Origin of the sequence: Alloprevotella sp. Lung230 (genome assembly GCF_014385435.1) — a bacterium.
In the GTDB taxonomy this organism is placed as follows: Bacteria; Bacteroidota; Bacteroidia; order Bacteroidales; family Bacteroidaceae; genus Alloprevotella.
The window spans coordinates 201,346-213,905 of sequence record NZ_JACSUD010000001.1 but is presented as its reverse complement, the minus strand read 5'-3'; the positions used below and the strand labels follow the sequence as shown (position 1 = coordinate 213,905).

Here is a 12,560-nt window from a genome sequence, read left to right as displayed (position 1 = left end):
AAGTTTTTTATATTTGCAGTGTTTCCCCACAAAAAATAAATTGAAAAGTGACTAAATCTACATTTTTACAAGAATTCAAAGACTTCGCTGTCAAGGGCAATGCCATTGACATGGCGGTCGGTGTTATCATTGGTGGAGCGTTTGGCAAAATTGTGACCTCCATTGTCGAAGATCTGATTATGCCACCCATCGGATGGCTCATCGGCGGGGTCGATTTCAAGGAACTAAAAATCGAACTCCCGGCTTTCATCGAAGGGCAAACGGCCGTGACCATCAACTATGGCAACTTCATCCAAACGGTGTTCAACTTCTTCATCATTGCTTTCTGCGTCTTCTTGTTGGTGCGCACCATCATGCGCCTCAAACGGGAGAGGCCTGTCGAGGAAAAGCCTGCTACACCTGCCGGACCTACGCAAGAGGAGTTGCTGACTGAAATCCGCGATTTGCTGAAGCGACAGCAATAATCATCTCGAAAACTTTGTGACGCGAAGAAAATGTTTTATCTTCGCGTCACATTTTATTTCCATTTTACTTCTTCCTTCGATGCAACAGAAAATCATCATCCTCGATTTCGGTTCGCAAACCACGCAACTCATCGGCCGCCGCGTCCGTGAGTTGGACACGTTCTGCGAAATCCTGCCGTACAACAAGTTCCCGCACGACGACCCTTCTGTCATTGGGGTCATCCTCTCGGGATCGCCCTTCTCCGTCTACGACCCTGAGGCTTTCAAGGTCGAACTGGAAGGCATCCGCCACCGCCTCCCCATTTTGGGCATTTGCTATGGTGCGCAGTACATGTCGCACATCTATGGCGGAAAGGTGGAGCCGGCAGCTACTCGCGAATATGGACGTGCCAACCTCACGACCATCGAGTTCGACAATCCCCTTTTCAAAGGTTTTCATGCGAACTCACAGGTGTGGATGAGCCATGGCGACACCATCACCGCCATCCCTGATCACTTCCGTTGCATCGCTTCGACCGAAAAGGTGAAATATGCCGCTTATCAAGCCGAAGGCGAACCGCTCTGGGGCGTGCAGTTCCACCCCGAAGTGTTCCATTCGCTCCAAGGGTCGCAACTGCTGCGCAACTTCGTGGTCGACATCTGCGGCAGCCGCCAGGATTGGAGTGCCGCTTCCTTTGTCGACACCACTGTGGCCGAACTCAAAGCCCAGCTCGGCAACGACCGCGTCATTCTCGGCCTCTCGGGCGGCGTAGACTCCTCGGTGGCGGCCGTGCTGCTCAACAAGGCCATCGGCGACCGCCTTACTTGCATCTTTGTCGACCACGGCATGCTCCGTAAGAATGAGTTCCAAAGCGTGATGGATGACTACAAATGCCTCGGCCTGAATGTCATTGGAGTGGATGCGAGCGAGAAGTTCTTCCGAGAACTGGCAGGAGTGGAAGAGCCCGAACAGAAGCGCAAAATCATCGGTGCAGGTTTCATCGACGTCTTCAATGCCGAAGCGATGAAAATCACCGATGCTAAATGGCTCGCCCAAGGCACCATCTATCCCGACCGCATTGAGAGTCTCAACATCACGGGCAAGGTCATCAAAAGCCACCACAATGTGGGCGGTCTTCCTGAAAAGATGCACCTGAAAATCTGTGAACCCCTCCAATGGCTCTTCAAAGACGAAGTGCGCCGCGTGGGGCGTCAGATGGGTATGCCCGAACACCTGATGAATCGTCACCCCTTCCCCGGCCCCGGATTGGCCGTGCGCATTCTGGGCGACATCACGCCCGAAAAGGTGCGCGTGTTGCAGGATGCCGACGACATCTTCATCCGCGGCTTGCGCGACTACAAAGTCAAGATGGACGTGGTGGAAGCACGTCGCCTTTTGGCGGCCGGTGTGCCCAACGATGCTCCCCAAGAGGGCGAAATCGAGGTTTCGCTCTACGACCAGATTTGGCAGGCCGGCGTGATGCTCCTCCCCGTGAAGAGTGTCGGCGTGATGGGCGATGAGCGCACCTATGAGAAGGCCGTGGCCCTCCGTGCCGTCACTTCGACCGATGCTATGACAGCCGACTGGGCACATCTTCCCTACGACTTCATGGCCAAGGTGAGCAACGATATCATCAACCACGTGCGGGGTGTCAACCGCGTTTGTTACGACATTTCCTCCAAGCCACCTTCAACCATTGAGTGGGAATAGTCCGCCGTTCCCCTTTTTCGATAAAAACATCAACCGACCGGTTTCGCGAAAGAAACCGGTCGGTTGTTTTTTATATGTCCCTTTCCCTAACGCTTTAGCTACAACTCTTTCCACGATTACCTTTCGTCTTTCAGTCACCTTATCAGATATCTTTGAATGATTGTCAGTCACGTTATCTGCTCTCTCATGGATTTCTCTTACACCGACATGACCTTTGGTGTTTTTGTTCCCTTTTCCGTCAGGTCGTCTTTGTGAAGAATTTGTGAAGAAGGAGTGTGGCCTTCTACACGAGGGATGAACAAAGGCGAAATGGCGGAAAAGGGAGCTAAAGATAGGGGCAAAGTAGAGAATATTCTACAATTAAGATAGCTACATTTAATTTTGGGACCAACTTATGAGTGGCAGCGTAGCTTCGTTTCTCTAAACATGCTTATTTGTTGCTGCCGCAGCATCAGTTGAACATATCGTCCTTGTTGCGGGCCGGCTTCGCGGGCTTGGCCTTCGGCTTCTTTTCTGCCTTTTCCGCAGGGGCGGAGGGAGCGGCCGATGCGGGAACTGGTGCAGCCGTAGGAGCCGCGGGGGCAGGGGCAGGCTCTGCCGGTGGAGCAGGAGCTTCGCCGTTCTCGGGAGTGGGAGCGTCAGAGGCGTCCATGAGGTCGTCGTTGTCTATGAGCGTACTGTCGGCACTGAGGGTGTCGGTCGGCAGGGCCGGCATACGGCCTTCGAGGTCGGCCGGGTTCACACCATCGGGGATGTTGAAATTCGCTAAATAGTGGTCGCGCAGAGCAGCATCGCTCAGCACCTTGTTGAGGAAGAGGCCGAAGATGGGGAGGGCCGTCTTCGAACCCTGTCCGAGTGCACCGGTGCGGAAGTGGATTTGGCGATATTCACCGCCGACCCACGCACCGCCCACAAGGTTGGGGGTGACACCGATGAACCATGCATCGGCGTGGGAGTTGGACGTGCCGGTCTTGCCGCCCATGTCGAGCGTGCGGTTCCAGAACCACTTGCCGGCATACTGCTGTGCACCGAGGCTTTGGGACGTACCGCCGGCATCGGTCACTCCGGCAGCGAGAAGCGTCTGCATGTAGAAGGCCTCCTTGGCCGTCATCACGGTGTGGGCTTCGCGGCGGCTTTCGTAGACCACCTTGCCATCGGCATCAACAATCTTCGTGATGAGAGTGGGCTTGACGTATTCGCCCGAGTTGGCCACGGCGGCATAAGCGCCCACCATCTCCATCACCGTGGCATCGCTGGCGCCGAGCACGAGAGAGGGAGCGTTTTCAAGGCGCGACTGCACCCCCATGTCCTGTGCCGTGCGGATGACATTGTCGATGCCCACTTCCTGTCCGAGCTTGATGGCAATCGTGTTGATGCTCTGGGCAAAGGCGGCGCGCAGGGGGATGTTGGCACCCGAGAAACGGCCGTTGGCGTTGTGCGGCCGCCACACGGAGGGCTTGCCGTCCTTGTCCACCACGTCCATCTGGATATATTCGTCTTTCAGGCGGGCATCGGAGGGCAACCATCCCTGCTTGATGGCGGTGGCGTAGGCAAAGAGTTTGAAGGTAGATCCGGGTTGATGGGCGGCGCTCACGTTGTCGTGCTGCCACGTGTTGAAATCCACGTCGCCCACATAGGCACGGACATAGCCGTTCTGCGGTTCGATGGCCACGAAACCGGCGTGCATGTAGTGGAGCATATAGCGTAGAGAGTCGATGGAAGTCATCTCTCGCTCAATCGGGCCGTCGTAGGTGAAAAGGCGCACCTTGTGGGGCGTGTTGAGCACGCGCCACACCTGGGCCGGGTCGTCGGGATAGCGGGCAGAAAGCATCTTGTAGGCATCGGTCTGCCGCATCTTCTCCTGCACAAAGTTGGGGAGCGGCTTGTTGCCCTCGCCCACCCATGGGTCTTGACGTCCCCAGTGGCTGTCGAAGTTGCGCTGCACCACGCGCATCTGCTGGCGCATGGCCTCCTCGGCATACTGCTGCATGCGACTGTTGAGGGTGGTGTAAATCTTCAGTCCGTCGCGATAGGGGTCGAGTTCGGGTGTGAGGGTCTTCATCTCCTCGGCCACGGCTTGGCGGAAATAGAGAGCCTGCCCGTCGTAGGCACTCTCAACGCCGAATTTCAGTTCGATGGGCTTCTCTTTGAGGCGTTCGCACTCCTCGGCCGAAAGTTTGCCGTGGTTGCGCATGTTGTCGAGTACGGTGTTGCGGCGCCGGAGGGAGTTTTTCGGATGGAGTTTGGGGTTGTAGGCCGAGGTGGCTTTGAGCAGTCCCACGAGCACGGCCGCCTCTTCCGTTTTGAGGGCGGCGGGAGTGGTCTTGAAGTAGGTCTTGGCGGCCGTCTTGATGCCGTAGGCGTTCGATCCGAAGTCCACGGTGTTGGCATACATGGTGAGGATTTCCTGCTTCGAACAGAAGAGTTCCAGCTCCGTGGCGATGATCATCTCCTTGCTCTTCATGATGAGGATTTTCACGCCGGGGATGTAGCCGAGCAGTCCGGTGGAATACTCTGTGCGAACGCGAAACATGTTTTTTACCAATTGCTGCGTGATGGTCGAAGCTCCGCGGGCATGCCCTTGAGCTGCATCCTTCATGGCAGCGAAGATCCCGAAGAAGTCCACACCGTGGTGGCTGTAGAAGCGTTCGTCTTCGGTCGAAATGAGGGCGTCGACAAAGGCCGGTGCGATGGAGTCGTAGGGCACGGGCGAGCGGTTTTCGTTGAAAAACTTGCCCAGCAGTTTGCCGTCGTCACTGTAAATCTCCGAGGCAGCTGCATTCTTGGGGTGCATGATGCTGCTCAGCGAGGGCGACTTGCCGAAGAGCCAGAACAGATTGATCTGCACGGCGAAACAATAGAACACGAGGAAGGCCACGAAGGAGGCCGCACCGATTCCGGCCTTCTTCCACCAAGGGGCTTGACGATAGAGGCTTTTGTACCAGCGCCAGAAGCGCGACACTTGCCGGCCGCTCCAAGCGAAGGGGCGGAAAAGCTTGCCCCCGAAGCTGCGATTTTGAGTATTCATCTTGAGAAGATTTCAGTCTTAGTTGACGCAAAAGTACGGCAATCCCCCGACCCAGCAAAATAAAACGGGCGATTTCCGCCCCACAGTGCACGTGGTCGGGCGAAGGGGGCACTGTCGTGGGCGGCTCACAGTTTTGTGCCTCGCATGAAGATTTTGCGATGAGGCGTGCCCACATTCCGCAGTTTGCCCTCCGCTTCGAGGCGCTTCACCAGGCGGTAGCCCACACTGCGCGACACGCCCAATTCTCGGAGCAGTCGCGAGGTGACCACCACCTCTTGCGCATCGAAGAGGCGCACCAGTGCAGCGTCGATTTCCTCATCGGTGGGCGCATCGTAGAAGCCGTCGCGGTAGGTCGCGTTTTCAAACTTTGTCTCGCGGAGCGCCTCCATCATCTGCCTGTCGGGACGGAATTTCACTGTGCGCACCTGAGCGTTGCGCAGGCGCATCTTGCCCGTTTTAGGGTCTTCGTAGAGGTCGCCCTTCACGGCGAGGGAGAAGTAGCCCAGTCCCGGCAGATGCACGCGCCGTCCGGCCATGAGTTGCTCGGCCATTTCGTTGTTGAGGGAGACGAGCGCGCCGATGAGGTCGCCGCTGGTCATCGACGTGCCCCGCACGATTTGGCGGCTCAGCCAGTCCAGACCGATGGTTTCGTATTCGTCTACGACGGCTTTCCACTTGTCCGTTTCGGCAAATGTTCCTGTCGTCTTTTGGATTTTGTAGGGTACAGCCATAGTGCTTTTGTTTTAAGGTGAGTTGGAGTCTTTTGTGAGTCGAGTTTGTGCCGCACCACGGGCGAGGCGTTCGCGCAGATGGCAATGGGTCGTGGTCGTCGACAGCGACCGGATAGTCATCGTCTCTTCCCGAAGGAACATTTGTATCTTCGCGAAGGGACATTCGTTTCTTCGCGATGGGACGTTCGTCTCTTCCCGAAGGGACGATTTTTTCTCACCGCAAAGATAGCAATAACTCACGAAGGGAGCAAGGGAAACGTCCACGAATTGACGGACGAAATCCACCTCGTGTGCCCGAAAAGGAGTGACCTCGGTGTTCTCCCTGTTCTGCTGCTGTCGTCTGCCGATATTCATCCCCGGAGAGGGCGAATATCCGCAGTCCGAAGGCAAAACCTCGCACAGTTCCTCTCTCTCATCGGCCGTGAGAGATCGCCAAGAGCAAAATATCCTTATAATTTAGGATTACGAGAACCTGAGAAATGCTGTACCTTTGCACCGCCTGAAACGCATCAGGCAGACATAACAGAAAACCCTATGCTTAATACCCTGCTTTGCCTCGCGACTCTCGCGCCGGCACATGACACGACGGTCGATACGGCCCGAAACAATGTGGACCTTGAAGAAGCCAAGGTCGTGGAGTTCAAACTCAACAAGCGCAACCTCGCTCCATCGTCGGTGTCGGTGTTGGGTCGCCACTTCCTGCGCGACCAGGAGGTGGGCAACATCAAGGAACTCACCGCCGTGCTCCCCAACTTCTACATGCCCGACTATGGATCGAAGCAAAACTCCCCCATCTACATCCGCGGCATCGGCGCCAAGGCCAAAGGCCCGACGGTGGCGTTCAACGTGGACGGCGTGCCCCACTTTGAAAACTCCTCCTTCGACCTCGACCTGGCCGAGGTGGGGAGCGTCGAGGTGTTTCGTGGACCGCAGGGCACTCTCTTTGGTCGCAATGCTATCGGGGGCACCATCAACGTTCACTCCCTCTCGCCTATCGCCTATCAGGGCACGCGCTTGAAGTTGGGCGCCGGCACTCAGGCCGACCGCAGCGTGCAGTTGGCCCACTACGCCCGCCTTTCGCCCAACTTCGGTTTTTCCCTCTCGGGGGGCTACCACCACAACGGCGGCTGTTTCCACAATGTAGCGCTCGACCGCAAAGCCGATGCCCTCGACGAGGGTTTCGGACGGTTGGCTCTGGTGTGGAAACCGGCGGCCGGATGGACGCTGCGCCTCAACTCCTTCCTCGACCACACCGACCAAGGGGGCTATCCCTATGCGGCCTACGACCCTGCCAGCGGACGGACAGCGGAGGTGAACTACAACCGCCCGTCGACCTACCGCCGCACCATCTCTTCGTCGGGCTTCGGCGCACGCTATGAGAACGAAACGCTTTCGTTCAACAGCCAGACCGCCTTCCAGTATGTCGACGACCGCCAGACTATCGACCAGGACTTCACCCCGGCCGATCTCTACTACGTCATCAACACCCTCGGGCAGAAGATGCTGAGCCAGGAACTGACGCTCAAGTCCAACCACGCGGGGCGCTACCAGTGGGTGGTCGGTGCGTTCGGGATGCGGCAGTGGGTGGACAACACCGTTGAGACGCAGTACATCGTCCAAGACCGTGCCCTTCCGGCCCACTACGAAATCCCCACCACCGCCCTCGCCCTTTACCACCAGTCGAGCTTCAACCTCTGGCGCGGACTTTCGCTCACCGCCGGTCTGCGTTTCGACTACGAACATGCTCGCGACGACTACTCGCTGGTGACCTATCGCCTTTCGGCCCTCGGCCTGCGGAAACCCGTGTCGACCTTCGACAGTCGGCTCCGCTTCCATCAACTCACGCCCAAATTTGCCTTCCAGTACATCACCCGCAACCGCAATCTCTACTACGTTTCGGTGACGCGCGGCTACAAGGCCGGCGGCTTCAACCAGACGTTCCGCACGGACGATGAGCGCACTTATGCTCCCGAGTTCAACTGGAACTACGAACTGGGCAGCAAGCTCCGTCTGCTGGACGGCCGCCTGCTGGCCGACCTCGCCGTGTTCTACATCGACTGGCGCCGACAACAGGTGAGCCACACCGTGCCGGGCAAGGGCAACATCCTCCTCAACGCCGGACACTCCGACAGCAAAGGCGTGGAACTTGCTCTCACGGCGCGTCCGATTCCCACCCTCGTGCTGCACGCCAACTATGGCTACACCTACGCCCGCTTCATCGACTACAAGAAGAGCGCCGCGCAGGACTTCTCCCACCACCTCCTGCCCCTCGTGCCGCGCCACACGCTGGCCCTCAATGCGGCCTACTCCCTCCTCTTCGACGACGGCCTGCTGAAACGCCTCACCCTCAGCGCCGGCCTGACGGGTGTGGGCAAAATCTACTGGGCTGAGGACAATGCCGTGGCGCAACCCTTCTATGCTTTGCTCAACGCCAAGGTGAGCGCCGACTTCGGCCACCTCTCCTGGGAAGTGTGGGGCAAGAACCTCACCGACACCCACTACAACGTCTACGCCTTCAAAGCGCCCACCCACTTTGCTCAGCTCGGCCGTCCGCTCAGCCTGGGCACATCCCTCATCCTTCACCTCTGATTTCAGCCCCGCCATGTCTCTTTCGCCATCTGACTCCTCGACCCGACAAGTGCTCATCGTCGGCGCCGGCCTGACGGGACTGACCACCGCCTTCCGACTGAAATGCGCCGGCATCGACGTCGGCATCCTGGAGACAGCCGATCGCGTGGGCGGACAAATCCACTCGTTCCACCGCGACGGCTTCATCTACGAAAGCGGCCCCAACACGGGAGCACTGTCCCACCCCGAAGTGGCCGAGCTCTTCGATGCCCTCGCTCCGGCCTGCCCCCTCGTCACCGCCCGCCCGGAGGCCAAATCCCGCTGGATTTGGAAGGGCGACCGCTTCCACGCGCTCCCTTCGAGCCTGTTCGCGGGGCTGACCACACCACTGTTTTCCCTGGTCGACAAGCTCCGTCTGCTCGGCGAACCCTTCCGCCGCCGCGGCACCGACCCCGACGAGACGGTGGGCGCGCTCACCGTGCGCCGCTTGGGGCGGTCGTTCCTGCGCAACGCTGTCGATCCCTTCCTCTCGGGGGTCTACGCCGGCGACCCGATGCGGCTTGTCACGCGTTTTGCCCTACCGCGGCTCTACGCTTTGGAACAGACTTATGGGAGTTTCATCCGCGGTGCGCTGAAAAAGGCTCGCCAGCCCAAGACGGAGCGCGAGCGCCGTGCAACTAAACAGGTGTTTGCGGCCGAGGGCGGGATGGAGCGTTTGATCGAAACCCTGACCGACCGCGTGGGGCGCGACCGCATAGTGCTCGAGGCCAAACACCCCCGCTTGACACCGCCCACCACGCCCGAGGGTTTGTGGCGCATCGACTTTGATCACGCCGGCCGACCGGCCACGCTCACCGCGCAGCACGTGGTGACCACCTGTCCGGCCTATGCCCTGCCCGAACTCTTGCCGTTTGCCGATGTCGAAGCGGTGCAGGCCATCGCCTCCTTGACCTACGCCCCCATCGTGCAGGCTGCGGTCTGTCTGGACGACACCGCGGGAAGGGACTTTGCAGCCTTCGGTGGGCTTGTCCCCTCGGCCGAAACCCAACCGGTGCTGGGCATCCTCTTTCCCTCCTCTTGCTTCGCGGGGCGTGCGCCACAAGATGGGGCGGTCTTTTCGGTATTTATGGGCGGCGTGCACCATCCCGAACTGCTCGACCTGGGCGATGAGGCCGTGGCCGACATCATCGACGATGTGCTCCACCGCATGCTGCGTCTGCCGGCGGAGATCAAGCCCGTCCGGCTCGACATCTTCCGCCACCGTCGCGCCATCCCGCAATATGAAGCTTCGACAGAACGTCGACTGGCGGCCGTGGCTGCCCTCGAAGCGGCTCATCCCGGACTGACCCTCGCCGGCAACCTGCGTGACGGCATCGGAATGGCCGATCGCATCCGGCAGGGCACCGCCGTTGCGCAACGGCTGGTCGAAACCCTCGTTTAGCGGCGTTTCGGCAAAAGGGACGTCCCTTTTGATAAGAGAAGGGTCGAACTTCGCGAAAAGCAACGAAGTTCGACCCTTCTCTTTTTTTGAGGGAGAAAAAACGCAGCGGTGCTTGTCTACGACACCGTGTGGATGGGCGTTCCGCTGAGGAAAGCGCGGAGATTGTCGGCCATGATGTCGACGATGCGGGTGCGGGCATCGCGGCTCGCCCAGGCGATGTGGGGCGTGACGAAGGTGCGTGGCGTGTGGAGGAGCGGATGGTCGGGCGCCGGCGGTTCGCTGCTCAGTACGTCGCAGGCATAGCTGCCCAATCGCCCTTTGCGGAGCGCAGCGGCCACCGCTTCGTCGTCGATGAGCCCGCCGCGGGCCGTGTTGATGAGCACCAGTCCGGGACGGCTCTTCGCGAGCAGCGCGGCGTTGACAAAGGCGCGGTTGTCGGGCGTCAGAGGACAGTGGAGTGAAACGACGTCGGACGAGGCGAAGGCTTCTTCGAGCGTGATTTTCTGAATGCCAGCGGGAAGTTGGTCTTGTGCTTTGGACGAAACGACGCACACTTCAGCTTCGAGCACTTGCAGGAGCTGCGCCACCTTTTGCCCGATGTGCCCGAAGCCCACGAGCGAGACGCGCTTGCCGGAAAGTTCCACCACGGGTTCGTCCCAGTAGCAGAAGTCGGAGCAGGAGGCCCATCGGCCTTGTTGCGACTGCGCGGCATAGTGGCCCACGCGGTTGCAGTGTTCCAGCAGTAGGGCGAGGGTGTGCTGCGCCACGGCCAGTGTGCTGTAGGCCGGAACGTTGCACACCGTCACGCCGTGGCGGCGCGCCGCAGCGAGGTCCACCACATCGTAGCCCGTGGCGGCCACGAGCACGAGACGCAGGTGGGGTAGGGCGGCAAAGTGGTCGGCGGTGAGGCGCACTTTGTTGAGGATAATCACGTCGGCATCGCGACTGCGCTCCACCACCTCTTCGGGGGTGGTGCGTTCGTAGACGGTGAGGCGGCCCTGTCGGGTGAGGGCTTCCCAGCTCAAGTCGCCGGGGTTGAGGGCGTGACTGTCGAGAAAAACGAGGTTGTTCATCATAGATAAGTTTTTGGAGTGAGTAAGTGGGTGTTCAAAATTAATTGATACTAGATTTGTTTCCATTTTCCGTCAGGTCGTCTTTGTGAAGAAGGAGTGTAGCGAGCTACACGACTGATGAACAAAGGCGAGATGGCGGAAAAGGGGAACAAAGATGGTGTCAAAGTAGCGAACATCCTACGCAGGAGATAGTTACGATTAATTTTGAAGACCTACTTAACGTTGAGGAGAGGTTTATTCTTCGCGGTGCAGGAAGTCGGGGATGTCCATGCGTGCCCCGCCTTCGAGGGCCGAGCGGCGGGAGAGTTCGCTCAGGCACGACCACTCCGCCGCATCGTAGACATCGATGTCAAGCGGAAGTCCGTGGCGCAGGCAGTGGATGAAGCGCTGGTCCATGGCGTAGTTCATCGCGTTGGGTACGCCCTTTTCTTTCCCTTCGAGCCACAGCCGTGCAGCGTGGTCGGTCATCGACCGGAGGAGGTGATTTTCGGCTGCCTCGCCCATCAGGGCCAATGTGCCGGAATGGACGGTGGGGAGCGGATATTTCTGCACGAAGCCTGCGGTGCCGCTCACGCTTTGGATGCGGCTGTAAGGGCGCGGCGTGGTGCCGTCGAATTGCAGGAGGATGGTCACACCGCGTTCGGTGGTGATGAGCGTGTGGTTGGCGTGCCCCAGCAGGCTGTCGGGACCGTCGGCTTGTCCCGTCATCGAAACGAGGTGGTGCATGCGGTCGCCGGCTTTCGCGTCGTCCCCGGTTTTCGTGCCCATTTCCCTGCCCCGATGGAAGCGGAGCAGTTGAGCGATAGGGCCGATGCCATGTGTCGGATAGGGGTTGCCCCCGTGTCGACAACTTTGGCGATACCACGTCCGTGCACTTTCGTGCCCCTCGGAGAAGAGTTCGCGCCAGTCGTGCAGATAAGCCCCTTCGCAGTGGGTGATGGTGCCGAAGAACCCCGTATCCCGCAGGTGCAGGGTGGCGAGGGCAAACCAGTCGTAGCAGCAGTTTTCCGTCATGAAACAGTGCCGCTGTGTCGCTTCGGCTGTGCGCACCAAGGTCCGGCATTCGTCCACCGTGGTGGCCGCGGGCACTTCCACCGCCGCATGTTTGCCGCAGCGCATCGCCTCCACCGCCATTCGGGCGTGGCTCTTCCAGTCGGTGCAGATGTAGATGACGTCCAAGTCGTGCAGCGCACACATCTCGCGCCATGCCTCTTCGCCCACAAAGGTGCGCACCCTCGGTCGGCCGCTTTCCGCCAGCAGTGCATTCCCCCGCTCCACCTCCTCGGCCGTCAGCGATGCCAGCGCACAGATTTGCGCTCCCTCCACATCGCCATAGCGACGAAGGGTTTGCAGCCCGCGCTGTCCCAGCCCGACGAGCCCGATGCGTACAAGGGGGATGGGCGCACAGCGCAGTTGGTAGGCAGAACCAGGGTGTACAGAAGAGTTTGCAGAAGGATTTGCAGAATGAGACATAGGCGGGATTTTCGATTACAAAAGTACGAATTTCCATTGAAAAAACGCCTCCCACTCCCTCTTTCCTCCTTTTTTCTTCACCTTTTCTTCAC

General features: G+C 59.1%; 8 protein-coding genes. 4 read left to right on the top strand and 4 right to left on the bottom strand.

From position 1 onward, the window contains the following. Window positions 1-47 precede the first annotated feature (47 nt). Together mscL and guaA are read left to right on the top strand one after the other, a co-directional pair. Window positions 48-464 carry a large-conductance mechanosensitive channel protein MscL gene (mscL, locus tag H8527_RS00810; RefSeq protein WP_187544803.1) on the top strand — a complete coding sequence of 139 codons (417 nt, stop codon included), beginning with the start codon at window positions 48-50 and terminating at the stop codon, window positions 462-464. A gap of 79 nt (window positions 465-543) precedes the next feature. Further along, complete coding sequence (guaA, locus tag H8527_RS00805; protein WP_187544801.1) at window positions 544-2,154, top strand: glutamine-hydrolyzing GMP synthase; 1,611 nt, start codon at window positions 544-546, stop codon at window positions 2,152-2,154. Window positions 2,155-2,605: 451 nt separating this feature from the next. Here the strand turns inward: guaA and H8527_RS00800 are convergent, their stop codons facing one another. Together H8527_RS00800 and H8527_RS00795 are read right to left on the bottom strand one after the other, a co-directional pair. Continuing rightward, window positions 2,606-5,182, bottom strand: coding sequence for a transglycosylase domain-containing protein (locus tag H8527_RS00800; RefSeq protein ID WP_187544800.1), 2,577 nt, complete (start codon window positions 5,180-5,182; stop codon window positions 2,606-2,608). A gap of 125 nt (window positions 5,183-5,307) precedes the next feature. Continuing rightward, on the bottom strand, window positions 5,308-5,913 hold the full coding sequence (locus tag H8527_RS00795; protein ID WP_187544798.1) for an HU family DNA-binding protein: 606 nt from the start codon (window positions 5,911-5,913) through the stop codon (window positions 5,308-5,310). A 534-nt stretch (window positions 5,914-6,447) separates the two neighbouring features. Between H8527_RS00795 and H8527_RS00790 the strand changes: the two genes are divergently transcribed. Then, window positions 6,448-8,502, top strand: a complete 2,055-nt coding sequence (locus tag H8527_RS00790) for a TonB-dependent receptor (protein WP_187544796.1) — start codon at window positions 6,448-6,450, stop codon at window positions 8,500-8,502. A 13-nt stretch (window positions 8,503-8,515) separates the two neighbouring features. Beyond that, window positions 8,516-9,922, top strand: a complete 1,407-nt coding sequence (gene hemG / locus H8527_RS00785; RefSeq protein ID WP_187544795.1) for a protoporphyrinogen oxidase — start codon at window positions 8,516-8,518, stop codon at window positions 9,920-9,922. Window positions 9,923-10,038: 116 nt separating this feature from the next. Here hemG and H8527_RS00780 read toward each other — a convergent pair whose 3' ends face one another. Together H8527_RS00780 and H8527_RS00775 are read right to left on the bottom strand one after the other, a co-directional pair. Beyond that, window positions 10,039-10,995 carry a D-2-hydroxyacid dehydrogenase gene (locus H8527_RS00780; protein WP_187544793.1) on the bottom strand — a complete coding sequence of 319 codons (957 nt, stop codon included), beginning with the start codon at window positions 10,993-10,995 and terminating at the stop codon, window positions 10,039-10,041. Between the two features lie 234 nt (window positions 10,996-11,229). After that, window positions 11,230-12,468 carry a Gfo/Idh/MocA family protein gene (locus H8527_RS00775; RefSeq protein WP_187544791.1) on the bottom strand — a complete coding sequence of 413 codons (1,239 nt, stop codon included), beginning with the start codon at window positions 12,466-12,468 and terminating at the stop codon, window positions 11,230-11,232. Between the last annotated feature and the right edge of the window lie 92 nt (window positions 12,469-12,560).